Origin of the sequence: Parabacteroides sp. 52 (assembly GCF_010500925.1) — a bacterium.
Classification (GTDB): domain Bacteria; phylum Bacteroidota; class Bacteroidia; order Bacteroidales; family Tannerellaceae; genus QVMG01.
In genome coordinates, this window is the sequence record NZ_QVMG01000003.1 from 82,300 (window position 1) to 106,417 (window position 24,118).

The 24,118-nt window shown below is 45.3% G+C and carries 20 protein-coding genes and 1 tRNA gene; 13 read left to right on the plus strand and 8 right to left on the minus strand.

Annotated elements, in window-relative coordinates:
• Nucleotides 1-9 precede the first annotated feature (9 nt).
• The 3 genes from lepB (at nt 10) to D0T51_RS03850 (ending at nt 2,347) form a co-directional block, all read left to right on the plus strand.
• The gene (gene lepB / locus D0T51_RS03840; protein ID WP_163725431.1) at nt 10-870 is read left to right on the plus strand and encodes a signal peptidase I; all 861 of its coding nucleotides are present in this window, start codon (nt 10-12) and stop codon (nt 868-870) included.
• 1 nt (nt 871) lies between these two features.
• A complete protein-coding gene (locus D0T51_RS03845) occupies nt 872-1,501 on the plus strand; it encodes a WbqC family protein (RefSeq protein ID WP_163725434.1) in 630 nt (209 codons plus the stop codon).
• Nucleotides 1,502-1,579: 78 nt separating this feature from the next.
• Entirely contained in the window at nt 1,580-2,347 is a 768-nt protein-coding gene (locus tag D0T51_RS03850; RefSeq protein WP_163725437.1) for a phosphatase PAP2 family protein, read from the plus strand.
• Nucleotides 2,348-2,426: 79 nt separating this feature from the next.
• On the opposite strand, the gene D0T51_RS03855 is transcribed toward D0T51_RS03850, so the two are convergent.
• Nucleotides 2,427-3,851: a S41 family peptidase gene (locus D0T51_RS03855; protein WP_163725439.1), complete on the minus strand. Its 1,425-nt coding sequence runs from the start codon at nt 3,849-3,851 to the stop codon at nt 2,427-2,429.
• Nucleotides 3,852-3,863: 12 nt separating this feature from the next.
• Nucleotides 3,864-5,669: a Na/Pi cotransporter family protein gene (locus D0T51_RS03860; protein WP_163725442.1), complete on the minus strand. Its 1,806-nt coding sequence runs from the start codon at nt 5,667-5,669 to the stop codon at nt 3,864-3,866.
• Nucleotides 5,670-5,749: 80 nt separating this feature from the next.
• Between D0T51_RS03860 and D0T51_RS03865 the strand changes: the two genes are divergently transcribed.
• Nucleotides 5,750-7,417 carry a nucleoside kinase gene (locus tag D0T51_RS03865; protein ID WP_163725445.1) on the plus strand — a complete coding sequence of 556 codons (1,668 nt, stop codon included), beginning with the start codon at nt 5,750-5,752 and terminating at the stop codon, nt 7,415-7,417.
• A 33-nt stretch (nt 7,418-7,450) separates the two neighbouring features.
• Here the strand turns inward: D0T51_RS03865 and D0T51_RS03870 are convergent, their stop codons facing one another.
• A complete protein-coding gene (locus tag D0T51_RS03870) occupies nt 7,451-8,359 on the minus strand; it encodes a metallophosphoesterase (RefSeq protein WP_163725447.1) in 909 nt (302 codons plus the stop codon).
• 305 nt (nt 8,360-8,664) lie between these two features.
• The gene (locus tag D0T51_RS03875) at nt 8,665-9,531 is read right to left on the minus strand and encodes a M15 family metallopeptidase (protein WP_163725450.1); all 867 of its coding nucleotides are present in this window, start codon (nt 9,529-9,531) and stop codon (nt 8,665-8,667) included.
• A 308-nt stretch (nt 9,532-9,839) separates the two neighbouring features.
• Here D0T51_RS03875 and crcB point away from each other — a divergent pair, with 308 nt between their 5' ends.
• Nucleotides 9,840-10,220: a fluoride efflux transporter CrcB gene (crcB, locus tag D0T51_RS03880; RefSeq protein ID WP_163725452.1), complete on the plus strand. Its 381-nt coding sequence runs from the start codon at nt 9,840-9,842 to the stop codon at nt 10,218-10,220.
• Entirely contained in the window at nt 10,217-12,472 is a 2,256-nt protein-coding gene (locus D0T51_RS03885; RefSeq protein WP_163725455.1) for an amino acid permease, read from the plus strand. The genes crcB and D0T51_RS03885 overlap by 4 nt, the downstream gene beginning before the upstream one ends.
• Before the next feature lie 162 nt (nt 12,473-12,634).
• On the opposite strand, the gene D0T51_RS03890 is transcribed toward D0T51_RS03885, so the two are convergent.
• Nucleotides 12,635-12,708: transfer RNA gene (locus tag D0T51_RS03890), tRNA-Met, on the minus strand.
• A 212-nt stretch (nt 12,709-12,920) separates the two neighbouring features.
• Between D0T51_RS03890 and D0T51_RS03895 the strand changes: the two genes are divergently transcribed.
• The 6 genes from D0T51_RS03895 to D0T51_RS03920 all read left to right on the plus strand — a co-directional run bounded on the left by D0T51_RS03895 (nt 12,921) and on the right by D0T51_RS03920 (nt 19,243).
• Entirely contained in the window at nt 12,921-13,304 is a 384-nt protein-coding gene (locus D0T51_RS03895) for an START-like domain-containing protein (protein WP_163725564.1), read from the plus strand.
• A gap of 89 nt (nt 13,305-13,393) precedes the next feature.
• Nucleotides 13,394-15,337: an LptF/LptG family permease gene (locus D0T51_RS03900; protein WP_239056665.1), complete on the plus strand. Its 1,944-nt coding sequence runs from the start codon at nt 13,394-13,396 to the stop codon at nt 15,335-15,337.
• Nucleotides 15,338-15,418: 81 nt separating this feature from the next.
• Nucleotides 15,419-16,636 carry a bifunctional 3,4-dihydroxy-2-butanone-4-phosphate synthase/GTP cyclohydrolase II gene (locus tag D0T51_RS03905; protein ID WP_163725458.1) on the plus strand — a complete coding sequence of 406 codons (1,218 nt, stop codon included), beginning with the start codon at nt 15,419-15,421 and terminating at the stop codon, nt 16,634-16,636.
• Nucleotides 16,637-16,717: 81 nt separating this feature from the next.
• Nucleotides 16,718-17,911, plus strand: a complete 1,194-nt coding sequence (locus tag D0T51_RS03910) for a pyridoxal phosphate-dependent aminotransferase (protein WP_163725460.1) — start codon at nt 16,718-16,720, stop codon at nt 17,909-17,911.
• 88 nt (nt 17,912-17,999) lie between these two features.
• Nucleotides 18,000-18,368, plus strand: coding sequence for a DMT family protein (locus tag D0T51_RS03915; protein WP_163725463.1), 369 nt, complete (start codon nt 18,000-18,002; stop codon nt 18,366-18,368).
• A 95-nt stretch (nt 18,369-18,463) separates the two neighbouring features.
• Nucleotides 18,464-19,243, plus strand: a complete 780-nt coding sequence (locus tag D0T51_RS03920) for a glycoside hydrolase family 16 protein (RefSeq protein ID WP_163725466.1) — start codon at nt 18,464-18,466, stop codon at nt 19,241-19,243.
• Between the two features lie 23 nt (nt 19,244-19,266).
• Here D0T51_RS03920 and D0T51_RS03925 read toward each other — a convergent pair whose 3' ends face one another.
• The 3 genes from D0T51_RS03925 to D0T51_RS03935 form a co-directional block, all read right to left on the minus strand.
• Entirely contained in the window at nt 19,267-20,235 is a 969-nt protein-coding gene (locus D0T51_RS03925) for a YgcG family protein (protein ID WP_163725469.1), read from the minus strand.
• A 12-nt stretch (nt 20,236-20,247) separates the two neighbouring features.
• Nucleotides 20,248-20,838 (minus strand): LemA family protein, encoded by a 591-nt coding sequence (locus D0T51_RS03930; protein WP_163725470.1) that lies wholly within the window; start codon nt 20,836-20,838, stop codon nt 20,248-20,250.
• Between the two features lie 265 nt (nt 20,839-21,103).
• On the minus strand, nt 21,104-22,606 hold the full coding sequence (locus tag D0T51_RS03935) for a potassium/proton antiporter (RefSeq protein ID WP_163725472.1): 1,503 nt from the start codon (nt 22,604-22,606) through the stop codon (nt 21,104-21,106).
• A 261-nt stretch (nt 22,607-22,867) separates the two neighbouring features.
• Here D0T51_RS03935 and D0T51_RS03940 point away from each other — a divergent pair, with 261 nt between their 5' ends.
• Nucleotides 22,868-24,025, plus strand: a complete 1,158-nt coding sequence (locus D0T51_RS03940; RefSeq protein WP_163725474.1) for a TlpA disulfide reductase family protein — start codon at nt 22,868-22,870, stop codon at nt 24,023-24,025.
• The last annotated feature ends 93 nt before the right edge of the window (nt 24,026-24,118 follow it).

Below are 24,118 nucleotides of genomic sequence, written 5' to 3' on the forward strand. Positions count from 1 at the left end.
TTTTTCTGTATGGAAGGTAAACCATTCATACGATCCATACTTAAATGGCTTGTTGCTTTTTTATTGGCCATAGTAGTGATTATGACCGTACGGCATTGTTTTGTCGAATCGTTTCGTATCTCTACCGGAGCGATGGAAGGAACGATGCACCCGGGAGATTATATCCTGGTAAATAAGTGGAAGAACCCAAAGAACCCCGGACGCAACCGGGTCGTTCTTTTCTCCAGCCCTTTATTACAGGATTCTACGACCACACCATTGTTGGTCAGCCGTTGCATGGGCATGCCGGGAGATACCATCCGAGTCAATGAGAAAGGATATACCATCAATGGAGAACTCCTCCCCTTCCCCCCTTATGCGCTTCATACCTACCTGCTCCCGGAACGCTACCGCGAAGGGTGTTTTCAGGCACTTCAGGCACTTCATATCCCTTTGCGCGAGCTGAAGAAAGAAGAAGAAGGGCACACATTGCAGCTTACCTCTTTCGAGCTCTACCAGGTCTGTGAAGAAATGGCCATCAGTCCGGCTTCACTGACCCGTTATGGCCCGGCACTCAACTATTCCCTCACCGTTCCCCGCAAAGGACAAGCCTATCGCCTGGACGAGACCACGCTTCCTCTTTGCAAAGAAGCTATTTATAAAGAGACAAACGGCAAAGCCTTTATCCGGGAGGGGAAATTGTTTCTGGATGGGAAAGAAACCTCCTTCTTCTTCTTCCAACAAGATTATTACTGGATGTTATCTGACAACTCACGGGAAGCGGTAGACTCGCGTCACCTGGGTTTCATTCCCTCCAGCCATGTGATCGGCAACGCCTGGTTCTGCTGGTATAGCAATGACCGGGGAAGACTATTCAAATACATACCTTGATATGATTTCAGAAACTGTATATCTATCCACCACCTACCTCGGACCGGTACAACAATACTGCAAACTCTTTCATTACGAGACTGTTTATATGGAAACGGCAGAGAACTACCTGAAGCAAACCTACCGCAACCGTTGTACTATAGCAGCGGCAAATGGGCCTCAGTCCCTCTCCGTCCCCATCGTGAAACCCGACACATTAAAATGTCCGACCCGGGACATCCGCATTTCTGATCACGGGAATTGGCGGCATATGCATTGGAACGCCCTTCTCTCGGCATACAATATGAGCCCTTTCTTCGCCTATTACGAAGAGGACTTCGCCCCTTTCTACCAGCGGAAATACGACTTCCTTTTCGACTTTAATGAAGAGCTCCGCCATTTGATCTGCGAACTGATCGACATCCATCCCCAGGTGATCCCAACGGAACAATACCAGATCGAAGTACCTAACGATTACCGGGAGAATATCCGTCCCAAACACGAAAAAATAGATCCCTCCTTTTCTCCCAAACCTTATTATCAGGTATTTCAGGACAAACACGGCTTTCTGCCCAACCTCAGCATCGTCGACCTGCTTTTCAATATGGGGCCTGAATCCATACTCGTATTACGGGATTCCTGTAGTCTTTAAAATACATAACTTTCACACAATGTTTGACCTAAGAGGAATATTTTCTTTCCTTTGTAGCCGATAAACAAAAAGAGACATATGAAGTTCTATATCCCCCTCCTCCTCCTCTTATGGACAAATATTTGCCTGGTAACTGCGCAGACTGGCGAAAACGAAGCCCTGCGGAATGACTCCATCCCCTTAAAGATGTCCGTTGCCAATTACCGTTTCCAAGCAAAGCAACTCATCCTGCCTGCATCCCTCATCGCCGTAGGTGCTGCCGGTAGCGCCATCGACGGAATGGGAGACTTCCATCTCTTCAGCCGCCGCGACTCCGTCAAACAGATCCGTATCGACGATTATGCCGAATGGGGTATGTTAGGTTGGGTCTTTGTATGCGACCTGATGGGTAAGGAGAAACACAACTGGGTCGACCAACTCTTCCTCGTCACTCTCTCCGAAGCCCTTAATGCCGGGATGGTACAAGGATTAAAACATGTCGTGCATGCAGAACGCCCCGACGGGAAAGCCCATTCCTTCCCCTCCGGTCATACGGCAAACGCCTTCCTGGGAGCCCATATAGCCTATAAAGAGTTCAAAGACAGTTCCCCGGCATTGGCTTATTCCGGTTATTTATTGGCCACCTGTGTAGCCGGATCACGTATATACAACAACCGCCACTGGCTTACCGATGTCCTTGCCGGTGCCGGATTCGGTATCCTTTCCGTGGAACTATCCTACCTCATCTATTTCCCTATCCGGGATGCGATAGCCCGTCATGTCAACCGGAAAGCTGCCTCCCGCTTAACACTGGCTCCCCTGTTGAACGGAAAGACAGGAGGCTTTTATCTTTCTTATACTTTTTAATGCCGTCGGCCCAAGGGACTATGCCCGAGAAGGCATGAAAGAATGTCAAACCTCCGGCTTTTGGAATATGTCTACCTGATTAAGGTAAAGGCACAATCAAGCCGGAAGGATTCTTTTCTACAGAACTATAAACGGGTTGAAGGAAAGGCATTGCCTTCGTTTGTGTATGCGTACGGAGCACTTCGGCTTCGGACCGGAATCCTCCGTCTATATCCGACAATGCCATCGACAATAGTTTTTCGCGCGGATCGCCTAAAGGATATAATTTGATGAAAGGATTTGTATTATACTCGTAATAATAGAAGGCCGGATCAGGCGTAAAACCAACCTGGCTATAAGCCGCTTCGCCTTTGGCATTGCAAATGCGTACCGTGATCGGATGCAATAACCAGTCATAACTTTTATCCTCTCCGAAAGTATTGGACCCTACAGCCTTTCCGACTGTTTGATCACCTATGATGATAACATCCATAAAAGGAGACAACCCATTGATAACCGCTTCCGACGAAGAGGCAGTAAATTGCCCCGTAAGCACATAAAGACGTTTTAAATCCAGATTGGAAGAAGCGACACTGCTGTCAAACCGCAAAACAGTGTTATTCCCATTTTTATATTGCATCTCACAAAAGACCTTATTCAAATCCGCTGCCGGCACCAAAAGGGAGGACAACAGGCGGGCACAGCTCACCAAACCTCCTCCATTAAAGCGTAAATCCAATACGAACTCATTGACACCGGCCGTTTTGAACGCCGAAAAGATAGCTTTCATCTGTTTGTCATAGGCTTCATCACCTGCCCCTTCCGCTTCCGACGAAAAGTGATTATACACCAGATAACCCACCTTTTTACCTGCCCAATCCAGAACCGTATCTCTCAACAAAGGATTATTCTCCACGATGCGGGCAGGCGACAGCTTCAGCGTTTCTTTCTTCAGATAGAGTTTCTGTTCTTTTTCATCCACTTCGGCCAATTGCAGACTGACTTCTCCGCCTCCATTCAACACCATATAATCCGTCAGGTTATTATTCTCGCCATTGATGCCAATGATCCAATCATCGCGTAACAAACCGGCATCTGCCGCCGGTGAGTCCGGCAAGACATACAATACGCGGGCATAGTAACAGTTCCCACCGCTTACGCGGTAAGCGATAAAGTCAAACCCATAGGTAGGATCCACCGCCGAAACCGACTTGGAAGAGGGATCTCGTTTTTTCTCTATATAAGAAAAATAATCATGCACACCGTCCCCGTTTATATCTTTCCCATCCTCTTTCGACAGGAGGGAAAGGAAGAAGGTCTCCGGATCGGCCGTTGTAGAAGGCAGTTTACTTATCGTCGGTATATCCCAAAGATAATTTTCTTTCATCGTACTGTAAATCCACCTGTTGGTCACATCTTCAATGACCGGCATCGGTTCGACACGCTCATCGTCATCCTTACTACATGCACTTAAACTGCACAGACAGGCAAAAACAAATACAAAAAAAGAACTATACCTTTTCATACCTTTATCCTATTATATCTTCTTTTCAATAACCGCCTGCACAACATTCAATATATAATCTCCTAATTTTTCAAATTCGGCGATCATATCCATATAATAAACCCCATCCTGGTAATCGTACTTCTTATCATGTACATTCTCCATGTTGTTTATCTTCAATTGGTTCCGGTAGTTATTGATTTCATTCTCTATATTATAAGAAGGATTGATATCGTCATGTGTCACTTCCGCCATATTCAACACCACGTTCATGCGCTTCAACGCTTTGTCTATCAACTCAATCATTTTGTCAATAGAAGCGTTCTGATCCTCGGTAAAGACCGATTTCCCTTCATTGCGGCGTTTGATCGCACGCGCCAGGTTGTTGCAGGAGTCGGCGATACTCTCTATCTCCGTCACCGTACGCAGCATGACACGCGTCTCTTCTTTTCCTTCCGAGCTCAACCGCCCTTCCGAAACATAGGTTAGATAATTGGCGATCTCTATCTCCATTCGGTCACTGATATTTTCGTACTTCTCGACCCGTCCGTAGGTCTCCAGGAATTTATCTTCATTGGTTTCATACATCAACTCCTTCACCATGCCCAACATACGATACGTACGCTCTCCGTACACAGCAATTTCTTTCTTTGCCTGCATCAGGGACAATTCGGAGGTAGACAACATACCGGAAGAAATATATTTCAACTGGAACTCTTCTTCTGCATTTTCATTCTTCGGTTTAACAAGTACGGAACATACCTTCACGTAGAGGTTGACAAAACAAATCATTATACATACATTCGCGATATTAAAGGCAGAGTGGAAAAGAGAAAGACCATAGGATACCGACACCTGCAAACCGGCCAATTGCTTCTGCAAGGCGATCAGGTTCGGATCGGTCAATGCTTTCCCAGAGGTGATCTGCGAGATGGTCGCCGAATCCAAAGAGGATAAAAATTCAGTGATGGCACGCGGATCTCCCGGTCCATAATGGGTGACCACCCAGGATACCGCATTGGAGAAAGGATAAAAGAGGAGCATCACCCAAAGAACACCAAACACATTAAACATCAAGTGGGCAATAGCCGCTCGCTTGGCAGACACATTGGCCGAGATAGCCGCGACATTGGCCGTGATGGTCGTTCCTATATTTTCACCCAATACCATAGCGGCAGCCAATTCAAAAGGAATCCACCCTTTGGTACACATAACCAGGGTGATGGCTACCGTCGCACTGGACGATTGCAGTATAATCGTTAATACCGTTCCCAAAAGCAGGAAGATAAATAGGGATGCATATCCCATGGAAGTATAATTCTGTAAGAATCCCAGTATTTCCGGATTGCTCTGTAAGTCGGGCACCGAATTCTTTAAGAGGTCGAGCCCCATAAACAAGAAAGCGAAACCCAACAGGAACTCGCCCCATGATTTTCGCTTACTTCTCTTTGAAAAAATTAAAGGAATACAAATCCCGATCAACGGTATGGCAAAAGTACTGATGTCCACTTTAAAACCAAACAACGAGATGATCCAGGCCGTCACCGTTGTCCCGACATTGGCTCCCATAATCACACTGACCGACTGCGCCAAGGTCAACAGTCCCGTATTCACAAAACTAACCACCATGACGGTAGTCGCCGTAGACGACTGAATAAGTGCGGTGATCAGAATACCTGTTAACACACCGGTGAAACGGTTGGTTGTCATTACCGATAAGATCGAACGCATCTTATCCCCAGCTACTTTCTGAAGGCCTTCACTCATTATTTTCATTCCATACAGGAACAAGCCAATAGCTCCGATGAGTGTCAGAAAGTCCAAAAACGAATAGTCCATTAAAATAAGTTTATGCGGATTGTTTATCCGATTAATATTCTTTACTTTGGGGGCGAAAGTACAAATAAAACATGATATTTATGTCGGAGACAATCACTATTTTTTGTAAAAACAACAACACCTATACCGAAGTACCCATAGGTTCCTCTTTATTAGAAATATATACACGCGTTGGCTCTCCATTGACACACCGCCCGATGAATGCCCAGGTGAACAATAAAACGGAAGGGCTGACCTTCCGGTGTTGGCATCCCAAAGACGTCGAGTTTATTGACTATACGCAATCCTCCGGCGTACGGACCTACGTGCGCTCCCTTTGTCATATATTCTCCAAGGCAGTGAACGACGTATTGCCCAACGCCACCGTCAACCTGGAACACCCTGTTTCCAAAGGTTATTACGGTGTCATTCATAACGGAAAGACACTCGAACCTGCCACGATTGAGAAGATCAAACAACGGATGCAAGAGATTATCGATGCCGATTTGCCTTTTATCCCCCAGACTGTCCGTACGGAAGAAGCCACGGATCTGTTCCGCGAGCGGGGCATGGAAGACAAAGCCCGGTTGATCGAAACAACAGGTATGCCTTACACCTCCTTCTACGACTTGGACGGATACATCAATTTCTTCTACGGTTGCCTGACCCCTTCTACGGGATATATCTATCTCTTCGACCTGCTCCCGTATGCAGACGGGATATTGTTACGCATTCCCAAAAAGAATGATCCCGCCGTATTGGAAGAGGTCGTGCCCCAGGAGAAGATGTTCGAAGCCTATAAAGAGCATTTAACATTGCAACGCACCGTGGGCATCGACAATGTAGGCGACCTCAATTATTCCATCGAATCGGGTCTGAGCAAAGAGGTGATTATGGTATCCGAAGCCATGCAGGAAAAGCAGGTGGCCGGTATTGCACTGAAAATCGCCAAAAGATACAAAGAAGGGGTGCGTATGGTCCTCATCTCCGGTCCTTCGTCCTCCGGCAAAACAACCTTTAGCAAACGGCTGGCGATCCAACTGATCACCAACCTGATTCACCCGGTAAGTATCTCCTTGGATGATTATTTCCTGGACCGGGTAGATACCCCACTCGATGAAGACGGAGAATACGATTTTGAATCGCTCTATGCCCTCGACCTCCCCTATTTCAATAGCGATCTGAAAAAATTACTGGCAGGGGAAGAGATCGAACTGCCCACCTTCAGCTTCGAAACGGGCTGCCGCCAGTATAAAGGGAAAAAGCTGAAACTGAAAGAAAATTCCGTATTGATGATCGAAGGCATTCATGCACTCAACCCGGAACTCACGGCTTTCATTGATAAATCGTATAAATACGGCGTCTACGTGTCGGCCCTGACAACGATCTCGCTGGATAACCACAACTGGATACCGACGACCGACAACCGCCTGCTCCGCCGCATCATCCGCGACTACCGCTTCCGGGGATATTCCGCCCAGGAGACAATCTCCCGCTGGCCCAGTGTGCGCCGGGGAGAAGACAAATGGATCTTCCCCTACCAGGAAAACGCCGATGCTATGTTCAACAGCGCCATGCTTTACGAATTAGCGGCTTTACGCAAATTTGCAGAACCCATACTTTCCGAAGTGCGCAAATGCGACAAAGAAAATGCAGAGGCCTACCGTTTATTACGCTTCCTGCGTTATTTCAACTATATACACGAGACCGACCTGCCGGGAACCTCCTTGTTGCGGGAATTCCTGGGAGGAGGCACTTTCAAGTATTAAACACAGAAGTAAAAAAGAAATACCCTTCTTTTCTCAAGGAAAAGAGATCGTATACGAAGAGGCTCGGCCTTTACCGGTGAATACGATCTCTTTTTCGTATACAGACACGATGCCATAAGCGTTGGTATCGGCTGTTTCTATCATGCCCTCCGTGGTGATGAAATGGATATGACCGGACACCCCGTAGTCTCCCGGGTGGTGATGCCCACTGATAGAGGCTTTGACACAGGGGTAGGCAAGAAGCAGATCGACTATCTCCAGGTCGTTCAACGCCGTCAGTCCCTCAGCCGCATAAAGTGGATGGTGGGAAAAAACCAGGACATATTCCCCTTTCTCCCGGGCTTCCTCCAGCTGCCCGCGCAGCCATCTCATTTGTTTGTGGCTGATGCCTCCGTTCCATGGCTGGGCATTTTTGCGACCGCTTTTTTGTATACGCTCCTTCATCGCTTCCAGTTCGGCGGCAAGCGCAGTCCCTTTTATAGGAACATAAGAAGATACTTCGTTTGTGTTAAGCAGAATCAAACGCCAATTGGCATGGGTAAAAGAATAATAGGCGGCAGGCATACCTAATTGCTGATACAAGGTATCACTGTGAGTGACGCCTCCGTAATCGTGATTGCCCGGCGTATTGTATACCGGGTGATCCAGAAGGTCCAACCGGGTAAGGACGGCATCCAGGTTCTGCGCACTCTCTCTATCGACCAAGTCACCCAGGTTGATGGTAAATGCCAATTTTTCTTTGTTCATATCGGCCACGCAACGTTCCAGTTTGTTGAGGGAATTTCGGTAAAAACGACTCCCACTAGCCTCACAATCGCAATATTGTATGTCTGCCATCACCCCGAAACGAAAGAGAGGAGACTGATTTTGTGCCGTGGTTGTATGAAGAAAAAGAGTTATCCAGCAAGATATCAGGAGAAAGAATAAACGGGTGTGTTTCATCTTATTTTCGTTTTATCAGGTTATTTTCAGACAGAGGCGAGAGGTGTTTTTTCGTTTGCAAACCTCCACTAAGAGGTTCAAAGATAAGAAATTCAGGGAGCATATCCACCCTTTATCAGAGTCAATCTCGCAAACAAATAAAATTGCTGATATATGTCAACACTTGTGCCGATATATGTCGACACTTGTGCTGATATATGTCGGCACTTTTGCTGACATATATCGGCAATTTTATTGGGTCAGGCAAAACCGCCCTGCCCGGATTTCCGGGAAGAGCTCCCTACAGGGTCCATTCCAACCTCCAATCACAGAGGGCTTATACCGCAGACCCAGTCTTTGATGACAGGTAGAGACTTTACAGTCTGATCTCCTTTGAAACCCCGGATATCTTCTTTGTGAATCTGTTCGAGATAGGCTATAAGCATGATATCGGCGATCGGGAAAAAGCTCCAATGCCATTTTTCTTCGTTGTATCCGACCGGTCGTTTTTCATTAAATGCAGTATAAGGTTGGTAAAAACCATATGTATGTGCATTTTTTTGCAGCCAATGATACATCTTTTTCCCTTCTTCCGTTTCAAAATAAGCGGGTTTAAAGCTGTTCAGGTCAATGTCTGTCCCCCAGTGGTGACGGGAAGTGCCCGGCATGGAACGGTATTGCAGTACGAAGCGCGCCTTCTCCACATCACTGGGAAAAGGCTCTGTCGTGCGCGGGTTATTCCATCGCAGCTCCCATTCGCATACCTGTTCGACAAAAGTGCGATGACCGGAAGTGATCAATAAACGAACGCCGTCGGCTTGGGCGGCTTCATGCATTTTTTTATACGCTTCGTATACCGGTTGCAACAAATAGATGTTCCGTTCGGTATGTTCTTCTCCGACTTTAACAAAAAGGGTGTCTTGGGTACGTTTGACTTTACCCATCAAAAAATCTTTGGTGATCCGATCTCCCAACCAGGCTTTGTGTATATTAGAATCAAATGCCGGGTTTTCTTCTTCTTTTGTCTGGAGTGAGTCGGGTAGGCTGATAGCTTCTTCTGTCTTGGGTTTGATTTCTTCTTTATCGATTCCCGAAATAGGTTGCTTTGTCTTTCCCCCACAGGCATTTATCATGCCGGTAGTGAAGAGAAAAATAAACCAAGAGATAAGACGAAGTTGTAATTGTTTGTTCATTTGAATGACAGGCGCTTTTTTAACTGTTTTGTTATTTTTGTTTTTTCGGGCTTAAAGATAAAGTGTAATTTTATTATGAACAAATCGTAATTGATTTATTCGTAATTATTTGAGATAATTTATTCTTTTTCTTATTCTTCCTGTTTTCTTTTTTTATCGGTTTTTATCGGGGGAGGATTGAAACAAAAACAGGAATATTTTTCTTCTATATACAAACTGCGGAAAAAATAATACTTTTGTAGAAGAGGAGATCGCTCCCAGGGGAGACCGTTCTCTTTTATAAAAAAAGACGCATAAAACAGGTCGTTATGATAAAACAACTGATACTGGTAGGTATAGGTGGAGGTGTTGGCAGCATGTTCCGGTATATAACATCCTGGTGGGTGAGCAAACATACACTTATGGCTTTTCCCCTGGGCACCTTTTGGGTGAATATTCTCGGATGTGTTTTGATTGGATTATTCGTTGGATTATCTCTGCGGTTCGGATGGATAGGGAAAGAATTCCGGTTGCTTTTTATTACCGGATTTTGTGGAGGATATACCACTTTCTCTACCTTTTCATTGGAAAATATGGAGTTGATGAAATCCGGAAACTATTATACATTGGGCCTTTATGTGGCTGCCAGTGTGGTTTTGGGAATAATTGCCGTTGGTTTGGGAATATGGTTAGCTAAGATTGAATTATGAAGGATTTGAAGAAGGAACAAGAAGAAAACCGGTTGCCATATAGCGGATTCGGTACGGCTCCGGTCTATTTTACCGCTATTTCCACCATCTTAGGGGCGGTGCTCTTTCTCCGTTTTGGGTTCGCTGTCGGAACGGTTGGTTTCTGGGGGGCTATAGGCATTATCCTATTAGGACATCTGATCACGATTCCTACGGCTTTGGCTATTTCGGAAATTGCAACCAATACCCGGGTGGAAGGGGGAGGCGAGTATTTCATTATCTCCCGTTCCTTTGGATTGAAGATCGGATCTACGATCGGTTTTACCCTTTTTATCTCCCAGGCGATCAGTATCGCTTTTTATATTATCACTTTTACCGAGGCATTTGCTCCTTTCTTTGACTGGTGGCAGGAGAGTTTGGGTTTTGCCCTTCCCCGGCAGGTTATCAGTGTGCCGGCCCTTGTGTTATTGACCGTTGTCATTCTGTATAAAGGAGCCGGCTCGGGCATGAAATTGCTTTATCTCGTGAATATTATTCTTTTCATCTCCCTCTTGTTTTTTTTCTGGGGGAAACCGATAGAAGCCGGTGAAGGCCTGACGCAGGTGGGGGCAGAGAATTTCGGATTCTTCCATAAAGAGAAGTTCTTTGTCTTGTTTGCTATCTGCTTCCCTGCTTTTACGGGCATGACTGCCGGAGTGGGACTGAGCGGAGACCTGAAAAATCCGGGCAAATCCATTCCTCTTGGTACGATGGGAGGCACCCTGACCGGATTGGTTGTTTACGTATTGATCGTGTGGAAGTTGGCAGTCTCCGCCTCACAAGCCGATTTAGTGGAAGATCAATTGATTATGTCGCGGATAGCGGTTTTCGGATCGGTATTGATACCGTTGGGCCTGGGGGCTTGTACCTTCTCTTCGGCCTTGGGTTCGATCTTGGTAGCTCCCCGTACCCTGCAAGCACTTGCTACGGACAATAGCTTTCCTGTCAGGCGGATGAACCGCTTTCTGGCCCGGGGGAAAGGAGAGAACCGGGAACCTTTCAATGCAACTGTCGTTTCTTTTGTTATTGCACTCGTCTTTGTGTTGATGGGTAATATCGACCGGGTGGCAGGTATTATATCGATGTTTTTCCTGATTACTTACGGAACGCTTTGTCTTATCTCTTTTCTCAACCATTTCGGTTCGCCCCCGTCTTATCGTCCCCGATTCAAATCCAAATGGTATTTTTCGCTGGGAGGCTTCCTGCTTTCTGTATGGGTGATGTTTATGATCAATTCACTTTACACGATTATTTCTTATATCGTTCTGGTAGGTATTTATCTGTTCATTGAACATTATAACAAAGAGCAGAAAGGACTTGTCGATATCTTTAACGGGGCTTTATTCCAATTAAACCGGCGGTTGCGCGTGTTTATGCAGAAAAATCAATCTGCCAGGGAAACACAGGAATGGCGACCGGCGGCTATCTGCATTTCCCCTCATTCGTTTGAGCGGGATAAGGTGTTGGAACTCATGAAATGGATCAGTCACCAACATGGTTTTGGCACTTATTTCCACTTCATCGAAGGGTATTACAGCAAACAAACACATGCGGAATCCCAGGAGATCTTGCGCCGTCTGATCGATAATCAGAAGGAACATGAAAGCGCACTTTACATAGACACGATGATCTCCCCTTCGTATACCTCGGCTATTGCCCAGGTGATTCAGGCACCTTCCATCTCGGGCATGGAAAATAATATGGTTGTCTTCGAATTCGATAAGAGTAAACCCGATGAGCTTTGCCGGATCTTGGAGAATATCAACCTGGCCCGTGCCGGGAATTTCGACATATGCATCTTTGCCGGCTCACATTATCCGATACGGACCCGCAACGGTATTCATGTCTGGATACGAGGCACGGACGAAAAAAATACAAATCTGATGATCCTTTTAGGGTATATCATCATGGCCCACCCCGACTGGCATAAAAGCCAGATAAAGATATTTATTACGAGCCATACGGGAGAAAGTGAGAACACCCAAAAAGAACTCGAAGAACGGATCGCTGCCGGACGCCTGCCGATAACCCTGACCAATATAGAAATCATCCCGTTGGCAGAAAAACAAACCCTTAAAGATGCCATCACAATGCATTCCAAACAAGCAGGTTTAACCATCATCGGCTTCCGCGAAGAGATCATCAAACACGAACCAATGGCCTTTTTCACTGATTTTCAGGAAATAGGAGATACCCTTTTCGTAAATGCTTCTCAATCCAAAGAAATCAATTGAGAAGCATTTCGGGTAATGTATAAATCGGGACAACTCTTACTCATGGTTTAAACAGCCTGCATAAAACAACGTAAAATCGAAAAAAAGGGATGGAATCGTGTGCAAATTGTGTACCAATACACAAAAAAAGCAGCCACTTTTCAGTAACTGCTTCCTTTTTCGTAGCGAGACCCGGGATTGAACCGGGGACCTCATGATTATGAATCATGCGCTCTAACCAGCTGAGCTATCTCGCCATCATTCATTGAATGCGGTGCAAAAGTAGAAGATTATTTTATATTGTGCAACCTTTTTTCGTAAAAAAATATGGTATAGGGAAAGAAGGATAGGGTAACCGATTCTGTCTGAGATGATTTTTTTCACCAGGGATAGTAGTGGGTTCCATTTATTCTATGTATCTTGGGCGCAAGAAATGAAAGTGAGAGATATAATAGATACATTGATACCGATGAAAAAAGAAAAGTTTCATATAGAATATGTTTTTGATAAAGTTTCCCGACGCAGTCTTTGGAACCATCTGACAACCCCTCCCGGATTATCTGCCTGGTTTGCAGATGATGTGTTTGTGAACAATTCGGTCTATACCTTTAAATGGGATAAAGAAGAAGAAGCCGCAGAGGCCATCTCCCTGAAGCCGGAAAACAGCGTGCGTTACCGTTGGGTTGAAGAAGAGGATGAACATTCTTATTTTGAATTTAAGATTCATACGGTGGAACTTACAGGAGCCACCACCCTGGAAATAACAGATTTTGCCATACCGGAAGAGAAAGAAGACGCCATTGACCTATGGGATTCCCAGGTAGATATGCTAAAAAGGACACTCGGCATTTAGCGTAGTTTCACAAATATATAGGGGCGGTTATCGTTTTTTACACTACTTTTGCGGATTCAATCGATTTTGGATTCAACCAAAGAAAGCAAATGCTTAGAATAAAACGATTATATACATTTATGCTGCAGACTTTCCTGCCGTTGTTTATCATGACATTCGGCATTTGTCTGTTCATTGTGTTGATGCAGTTTCTCTGGCGTTCTATCGATGATCTGGTAGGGAAAGGCTTGGGGATCTCCGTATTGGCAGAGATGTTTTTTTATGCAGCCTTGTTTCTGGTGCCTATGGCCCTTCCCCTGTCTCTCTTATTGGCCTCCTTAATGACTTTTGGTAATCTGGGCGAACGATTGGAGTTGCTGGCGATGAAATCAGCCGGTGTCTCTCTTATCCATATCATGCGTCCGCTTATCATCCTGATTGCCGGCGTGAGCATTGGTGCTTTCTTCTTCCAGAATAATGTAATGCCGGTCGTAAATGTCAAATTATATGCTTTGTTATACTCTATGCGGCAGAAATCTCCTGAATTGGAGATACCCGAGGGGGTATTTTTCAAAGACATTCCCAAGTATACGATTTATGTAAAGAAAAAGGATCCGGATGGCCTCTTCCGGGATATGATGATCTATGATTATTCGGACGGTTTTGACAAAGCAATGGTTATTGTTGCCGACTCCGCCCGCTTAAAAACCTCTGCCGATAAATTATTCCTGGTCCTTTCTTTATACAATGGAGAAGCCTTTCAGAATCTGCAGCCCTCCTCCTCTACCCGTAAGCAAGGGGGAGATGCCATGGATCCTTACCGCAGGGAATCTTTTCAGACAAAAGAGATATTGATCGAGTTCGATGCGAACTTTACCCGGCGGGATGATTCCTTTCTGCAAAATCAATATTTAGGAAAGAACCTGGAAGGGTTGCAATCGTCTATTGATTCCATGACTGTACGGCTGGATAGTATCAAAGCGTTGAATGCAAAGAGCCTCTACGATAACTCTTATAAAAAGAATCTACATTATTGGCAGGAACAGGCGAAGGTGGAAGAGGATACCGATCCGGTTGCTTCTTCTTCAAACGTAGCCAGGGTTCAGCCGCCTGCATCCATGACTCTCAATTACGACAGTTTGTATCAGGCGCAACTGCCCAGTGCCAAAGCCGCTTTATTGACACGTGTGAAAGTAGCTGCCGAATACGTCAAACAAGATTATCATTTTCGGGCACTTACTCTCGGGGATGAGGCTGCCCGGGTAAGACGGCATTATACCGAATGGCATAAGAAGCTTACCTTGTCTTTTGCCTGCCTGGTATTCTTTTTCATCGGTGCCCCTCTAGGTGCCATCATCCGGAAGGGAGGATTGGGCGTGCCGGTGATCATTTCGGTTCTACTGTATATCTTCTATTATATAGTGGATAATATAGGTTTTAAAATGGCCCGTGATGGGGTATGGGAGGCCTGGCAAGGTATGTGGTTAAGTTCTGCCGTATTGACCCCGATGGGTATATTCCTTACCTATAAAGCCGTAAACGATTCGGTTATATTGAATGCAGATACCTATCTCAATATTCTGAAAAATCTGATCGGCAAGCGCTCCGGTCGTAAGATTGAGATGAAAGAAGTAATTATTTATGCTCCGGACTATGCCGCATTGATTCCCCAATTAACGGATTTAAAATCCCAATGTACAGATTATCTGAAAACGCATAAGCGTTGGGTCAATTATTTTACTTACTGGAAAGATGGCGGAAAAGATGTTACAGTCCAGAGAATGGCAGTACATATAGAAGCGATTGTAGAGGAACTAAGCAATTCCGACCAGATACTTATTTTAAATAAGCTGATGGACTATCCGGTTATCAGCGGATATAACCAACTCAGCATGCACATGAATAAAAAGGTGGGGCTCATCCTGGCTTTCTTTTTCCCGATAGGTATTCCTCTTTATTTTCTCGCGATCTATCAACGGGGACTTTTGCAGCATGATATGAAAGCCGTGCAACGAACAACCAACGAGCTGTTGGAGATGATACAAACATCTTAATCTTGTTTCACATAAACGAGAGGGGCTCTTCGAAATAATTATCGTACTTTTGCAGGAAAATTATCAGACCGGTAAAACAACATGAGTGAAATAAAATTAAACACAATAGAAGAAGCTATTGAGGATTTCCGTGAGGGGAAATTTCTGATTGTAGTTGACGATGAGGATCGTGAAAATGAAGGCGACTTTATTATAGCGGCAGAAAAGGTTACTCCCGAAAAGATAAACTTTATGATGACCGAAGGCCGAGGCGTCCTGTGTGCTCCTATCACAGAAGAACGTTGCCGGGAATTGGAACTCGATATGCAGGTTCCACATAATACCTCTATGCTTGAAACACCTTTCACCGTGACAGTGGATAAACTGGGTGGAGGTTGTACGACCGGGGTTTCGATGTATGACCGGGCGCAGACGATTCTGGCCTTAGCCGATCCGAATACCAAACCTTCGGATTTAGGCCGACCGGGGCATATCAATCCTTTGCGTGCGCGCTCGCGTGGCGTTTTGCGTCGCTCAGGACATACGGAGGCGGCAGTCGATTTGGCCCGTTTATCCGGTTTATACCCTGCAGGCGCATTGATTGAGATCATCAATGAAGATGGAACAATGGCTCGTTTGCCGGATTTGATTAAAGTATCCCAGAAATTCGGCATCAAAATAATAACGATCAAAGACCTTATTGCTTATCGTTTGCAAACGGAATCCCTCGTAGAAAAGGGGGTAGAGGTGGATATGCCTACCGTTTTCGGTCATTTCCGGTTAATCCCTTTCCGCCAGAAGAGTAATGGCCAGGAGCATATCGCCTTGATAAAGGGCGAATTCAAAAAAGGAGAACCCGTGCTTGTCCGCGTCCATTCCTCCTGTGCTACCGGAGACATTTTTGGTTCTATGCGTTGCGAATGTGGCGAACAATTGCATAAAGCGATGGAAACCATTGAGCAGGAAGGGAAAGGAGTCATTGTTTATCTGAATCAGGAAGGGCGCGGCATCGGTTTGATGGAGAAGATGAAAGCGTATAAACTGCAAGAGGAAGGCCTGGATACGGTTGACGCCAATCTGCACCTGGGTCATCAGGCAGATGAACGTGACTATGGCGTAGGGGCTCAGATCCTGCGTACGATAGGTGTAACAAAGATGCGCCTGTTGACCAATAACCCCGTCAAGCGGGTAGGATTGGAAGCCTATGGATTAGAGGTAGTGGAGAATATACCTATCGAAGTGACCTTGAATCCTTACAATGAATTCTATATGAAAACAAAAAAAGAACGCATGGGACATCAACTGCATAACATCAAATAAGTAGCAAATTATTGCTATTATGTTGAATATTATCTAATTTTGTCGCATCATTATAAATAAATAATACAAAAAAACAGTGTCATGACACAAGTTTCAGATCGTTTAGCAAGTTTGTCGCCATCGGAAACCCTGGCGATGTCGCAAAAGAGCCAGGAATTGAAGGCTCAAGGTATCGATGTTATCAATCTAAGTGTAGGTGAACCGGACTTTTTTACTCCCGAACATATAAAAGAGGCAGCTAAAAAAGCTATTGATGATAACTTTTCATTCTATTCACCGGTTCCGGGATACATGGATCTGCGTAAAGCGATTGTTGACAAGTTGAAACGGGAAAATGACTTAGAATATACTGCGGATCAGATTATTGTTTCGGGTGGAGCCAAACAATCCGTATGTAACGTCTTATTGAGTATTGTCGGTCCGGGCGATGAAGTGATTGTACCGGCTCCTTACTGGGTAAGCTATGTAGAGATGGTGAAACTAGCCGAAGGGACGAATGTGATTGTAGAAGCGGGCATCGAGCAGGATTTCAAGATCACCCCGGCGCAGTTGGAAGCAGCCATCACTCCGAAAACAAAGGCGATCATCCTTTGTTCCCCTTCCAATCCTACCGGCAGTGTGTATACAAAAGAAGAGCTCAAAGCCCTGGCTGCCGTATTGGCAAAACATCCGCAGGTAATTGTCTTGGCAGATGAGATCTACGAACACATCAATTATGTAGGCAAACACGAAAGTATGGCACAATTCCCGGAAATCAAAGACCGGGTAGTCGTAATCAATGGTGTTTCCAAAGCCTATGCAATGACCGGATGGCGTATCGGTTTTATCGCTGCTCCGTTGTGGATTGCCAAAGCATGTAACAAATTGCAAGGTCAATATACTTCCGGTGCCTCTTCGATCGCACAAAAAGCCTCCGTTGCTGCTTTCGCTGGCGACCAGAGCTGTGTAGAAGAGATGCGTAAAGCCTTCCAACGTCGTCGTGACCTGGTAGTAAGCCTTTGCCAGGATATTCCGGGAATGAAGTTGAATGTGCCGCAAGGGGCTTTCTATCTTTTCCCTGAAGTAGATACTTATTTTGGAAAAAGCTTTGGCGATCGCAAGATCAACGACGCCGGTGATCTGGCGATGTACCTCTTGGAAGAAGGGCATGTAGCCACCGTAGGAGGAACAGCTTTCGGTGCTCCCAAATGCCTGCGTTTCTCTTATGCTACTTCCGATGAGAATTTGATTGAAGCAATAAGCCGTATCAAAAAAGCATTGGCTGCATTGAAATAAGTGGAGAACCAACGATTTAAAAAAAATAAAAGAGAGAGCTATTCCCCTGTGGGGGAATAGCTTTTTTAATGAAGTTTATAGTAGAAAAATGAAAACAGTATACACCGTTTTATTATTGATCGGCTCTAATATCTTTATGACCCTGGCCTGGTATGGACATCTGAAGTTACAGGAAATGAAACTGATTGATAACTGGCGTTTGCTGGGTGTGATCTTCTTCTCCTGGGTATTGGCCTTCTTTGAATACTGCATGCAGGTACCCGCCAACCGGATCGGTTTCGCGGGCAATGGAGGTCCTTTCTCTCTGATGCAACTTAAAGTGATGCAGGAGGTAATCACCCTGGTTGTTTTCACAGTTTTTGCCACTGTTTTTTTCAAAGGAGAATCCTTTCAATGGAATCACCTGGCTGCTTGTCTCTGTCTGATCCTGGCCGTTTATTTTGTGTTCATGAAATGATCCTCTCTCTATTTGAGTAGATAGACCTTGATTATCATTTGGTTTTCTTATCTTTAAGTCCTTAAACGAAGATAAACCTTTAAATAAATACGCATATGAAAAAAACACATTATCTATCCCTCGTATGGATAGTTCTTATCTGTTGTTCGATCTGTAGTTGTACGCAACCGCAATGGAAACTGGTATGGGAAGAAAATTTCGATCAAACCGATGGCCTCGACCCAACGTATTGGAGCAAGATCCCCCGCGGGCGAGCCGACTGGCAGAATTGCATGTCGGACTACGATTCTCTGTTTGCCGTGACAAACGGGAAATTGATTTTACGGGGAATAGTGAACGATGTATTACCTGACGATACGGCAAGTTTCCTTACAGGCGGTATTTATACCAAAGACAAATACTTTTTCGCATGCGACGGACGGGTAGAGATCAAAGCCCGCCTCTTTGCTGCACGCGGTGCCTGGCCGGCCATATGGATGCTGCCGCATGATCTCCCATGGCCCATGGGAGGAGAGATTGATATCATGGAACGACTTAACGGGGACAGCCTGGCCTATCAAACCGTTCATTCCTCTTATACCTATACCTTAGGCATCAAAGACCCTGCTCCCGGATCTACCGCTCCGATCGATCCGGAAGATTACAATATCTACGCCGTAGAACTTTATAAAGACAGTCTTTCTTTTTACATCAATGACAAACACACCTTTACTTATCCTCGTATCCAAACGGATAAAGAGGGGCAATACCCCTTCGATCATCCTTTTTACTTATTGATCGATATGCAATTGGGTGGCTCTTGGGTCGGAGCAGTCGAACCGGCCGATCTTCCGGTAGAGATGTGGGTCGATTGGGTGCGTTATTATAAGAAATAGAGGCAGAAAAGCTCTCCGCCCGTTTAGAACCGGCTGATAGATCCGCCGCCACCGGAACGTCCGCCACCAAAGGAGCCTCCTCCGAAGCTGCCCCCACTGCCGAAGCCTCCTCCGCCACCGCCGAGAATGATGGGCGTACTTTTTTGTAACCGGGACAAGGTCTTGTTCCGGTTCTTTGTATACCTGCAGTTCTTACAGCGATATATATCTACTGCAAGTCCTTCCGCTTGGTATGTGGGCTTTCGCAAGGTTTCTTGTTTGACGTACACCAAGGTTTTGTTTCCACATTGCGGACATACTTTGGGCCGACGTTTTATCGTATATTGAAGATAAGAGATGAGGAATACAAAGCCGAGGGGCAGTAGCAAAAAGAACATAAGGAATAGACCAAGCGAATGATCTTCTTCTTCTCCCAGCATCTCGGAGCGTTCATAATCGCTGGCCAATAGATATTCTGTTACGGCCAGAACCCCTTTTAGTACACCTGCGCTATATGCCCCCTCTTTCAAGTCCGGGATCATATACTGCTGTTGTATCCGGTAACAGATAACGTCCGGCAAGACCCCTTCCAGGCCATAACCCGTTTCAAACACGACAGAACGCTGTTCCGGCTCGGTGACCAATTGTATCAAGAGGCCATTGTCATCCGCCTTTTTACCGATTCCCCACTGTTTGAAAAGATCCGTGGCAAACATACGGGCATCGTTCTTACCGATGCTCTCCACCGCCACTACGGCCACTTCAATTCCCAGGCTGTCTTCTAATGCCTTTAATGTCCTATTGATAACGTCTACCTCCTCCGGGTTGAGTATGGCATCCGGGTTGCTGACATAATTGTTCCGGTCCGCCAGACGCACATTCGGTATCGTCTGTATTGTATACTCCTGTACCGCCCCCACTCCATCAGGGAAGAAGGTGAGAAAAAGGAAAAGAAGGGACCAGATGATGCCCTTCTTTTTTCCGGAAGACAGTATGTTTTGTCTTTTATTCATCTACCGATACGATCAAAATGCGACAACCGGTGCTTTCTCTGCTCCGCTTTCTGCGGCAAAGTAAGCCTTTGATTGAAAGCCGAAAATGCCGGATAGGATATTCGTGGGGAACTGGCGGATATAGGTATTATAACCCTGGGCCACTTCGTTGAAACGTTGTCTTTCTACGGCAATACGGTTCTCTGTTCCCTCCAGTTGCGCTTGTAATTCGAGGAAGTTCTGATTGGCTTTCAACTCGGGGTAGCGCTCTACGACCACCATCAAGCGAGACAAGGCATTGCTTAGTTCCGCCTGTGAGTGCTGGAACGCTTGCATTTTCTCCGGGGTCAGGTTGTCGGTGTCGATCGTCGTTTGTGTGGCTTTCGCCCGGGCTTCAATGACACCTTCCAAGGTTGATTGTTCGTGGGAAGCATATCCTTTCACGGTATTGACCAGGTTCGGGATCAGGTCTAACCGGCGTTGGTATTGATTCTCCACCTGGCTCCAGGCCGTTTTTACCTTTTCATCCTGGGTAACCATTGTATTGTAAACACCTTTGACCCAAACAAATGCGACAATAAGTAGAATAACAGGGATCGCAATCCAGAGTAATTTTTTAGACATCTTCTTTTTTCTTATGATTGATTTAATAGGGACAAAACTAAATAAAAAATCGAATATCTCTGTTTTTAAAACTGAAAATGAAGGGTTTCTTTCCGGGATTAAGCAGGAAAGGAGTGAATAGGAAGAATATGTGTCAAAAATTGAGGGTATATTCTATTGCCGATGCCCATCGACAATATTGACGAAGCGCTTCAGCAATATTGCCGATGCGCATCGGCAATACTGACGATAGCTATCAACAGTAAAATAAAGGGAGGGGTATACCTTAATTTTTCTTCATTGTATAATCCGTTATCCCCAACGATTCATAGGATTGGAGCAGGGCTTCGTCGTTGTCGGATATCATCAGTAACTTATCGTTTTCTTGTAATTCCGTATTTCCCTTCGGGATGAAATAACTGCCTCCACGTTTGACCATTACCGCCAATGTATGATCCGGCAGGGTCAATTCCATCAATTTATTGCCATGAGAAAGCACTTCGGCGGTTATTTCGATCTCACTCATAGCACTTTTTATCTCATCGGGCAGTTCGATACCAAAATCGTCTTTCCGGGGAGCATCGTCTACCAATCCCAGCCACTTGGCGGCCTGCGTCACGGTCGTGCCCTGTATCAACAACGAAAGGATGGTGATAAAGAATACGACATTGAAGATAAGCCCGGCATGTTCGACTCCTGCAATCAACGGGTAAGTAGCAAAAATGATAGGCACGGCTCCGCGAAGCCCTACCCAGGAGATGTATAATTTGCCTTTGAAGGAGAAGTTCTTAAAAGGTATCAGACAAAGAAAAACACTGATCGGCCGCGCGAAAATAATCATAAAGATACCCACCCCTAATCCGATCGGAGCAATAGGTAATAATTCATTCGGGTTGACCAAGAGTCCCAGGGTAAGGAACATCACAATCTGGAACAACCAAGTAAACCCATCAAAAAAGGTTCCGATGCTTTTCTTGTGTACAATCTTGGAGTTACCCACCACCAGACCTGCCACATAAACGGCCAGGTATCCGTTTCCTTTCAACAATGTGGTAGCCGCAAAAGTAAAAAAGGTAATTGCCAACAACATGATCGGGTAAAAAGATTCGTTGTCGATATCCATCCGGTTGATAATGAAAACCGCCAACCGTCCTAATATATATCCGGCCACCGCTCCGATAAGCAACTGTATCACCAGAGATAATACCGCCGAACCCAAGTCCATGCCTCCCATTTGGATGTAGCTGATCAGTATAACGGTAAGCATATAAGCCATCGGGTCATTACTCCCACTCTCCAACTCCAGTGCCGGACGTAACTTCTGCTTCAGGTAAACCCCTTTGCTGCGCAGGATCGAAAAGACGGAGGCAGAATCGGTCGACGACATGACTGCCGCCAATAATAACGATTCGGGAAAAGTAAGATGTACAAACCGGCCGCCTATGAGTTCCGACATATAATAAATGAATCCACCCGTAATAAAGGTGGTCAACAACACCCCTACGGTCGCCAATATAACCCCTTGCGCCGCAATAGGTTTGATATCAGACACCTTCGTATCCATCCCACCGGAAAACAGGATAATACTCAACGCCAGCATACCTATAAGCTGGGCAATATGCGGATCATTAAATTGAATACCCAGTCCGTCACTTCCAAACAGCATACCCAGTCCAAGAAATAAAAGCAACGAAGGAAGTCCGATCCGATAACCCGCCTTACCGGCAAAAATACTTAAGAAAAGAATAACAGATGCGATCAACAGCACCTCTTCAGCATTGTGAAACATAGGCGTAAAGGTTTAGAGTAAAAGCCACCGGAAAGCATTCAAAAGCGGCCCTATTAAGTGGTAACAAAAGTAATAAAAAAACCCAAAAAGAAGAAGCCAACGGTCAAATTATTCAGCCAAAAGAGGGATAAGAAAATAAAAACAATTTACAAGAAGATAAAAGAGAAAGGAAGTGATGAAATAATCTACTAAATACACCGTTAATATAGTATGCACAATGCAAAATAATGTATATTTGCAACAAAAAACACGATTATAGGAATGAAACAAAAAGCATTGCAACTACTTTCGGTTTTCGGTATGCTCCTGCTTCTATGCAACGCATGTACGAACAAATCCGACTTTACAGTCACAGGGGTTGTTTCCGGAGCAGACGGTCAAATGATGTACCTTGAGAATGTAGGTGTATCCTCTGTCCTGACGCTTGACTCGGTCAAATTAGGTTCCAACGGCAAATTCAACTTTGCCCAACCGAAACCGGGATCCCCGGAGTTCTATCGCTTGCGATTGAATAATCAATGGATCAATTTTGCCATTGATTCTACAGAGACGGTTACGTTCCAGGCGGATGCAGGTACCTTTGCCATCTCCTATATGGTGGAAGGATCGGAAAACAGCAAGGCGATAAAGAATATCACATTGGCTCAATTAGACGCCAACCAGGCCCTGAACAAACTACGGAAGGAGCATGAAGGTAAACAAATCAATGACTCTGTATATGTAGTCGAAATGCAGGAAATCGCCAAAGCCTACAAAGAAGTTGCCCTGAAGTATATTTACACAGCACCGATGTCTACTGCTGCTTACTTTGCCTTGTTCCAACAAATAGATGGCATGTTGTTCTTTGATATGTACGATCGGACCGACTCCAAAGCTTTCGCAGCTGTGGCAACCAGTTACGACCATTATTATCCGAAGAGTGCCCGTTCCATGCACTTACACAACCTGGCGCTTCAATCCATTAAAGTCACCCGTGCCCAGAAAGAAATAAACCTGGACGATGTGAATGTACAAAAAGTGACGTACCTGGATATTGCCCTTTCGGATATCAACGGAAAAGAAGTGAAACTCTCTGATATCGCCGAAGGCAAAGTCGTTCTTATCAACTTCACGGCTTTCCAAACCGAATGGTCGCCTGCCTTGAATATGAATCTGGGAGAGCTCTACACCCAATACCACGAGAAAGGATTGGAAATCTATCAGGTGTCATTGGATACGGATAGACATATCTGGAGAAATGCAGCCCTCAATTTACCGTGGATCGCTGTCTTGGATCCTCAATCGGTATATTCCCAAATTGCGGCATTATACAACGTCAAACAATTGCCGGCTCTCTTCCTCTTGGATCGCAAAGGGAACCTGACCAAACGCATAGAAGACATAGAAAAGTTGGAAGCGGACATAAAGAAACTACTTTAGTATAAGTATGTTATAAAGCACCCGCCTCGAATTTGTCTTTCTTAAAAAGAAAGATTATATTTGCATAATATAAGAAAAAAACAGGAGTTCCGG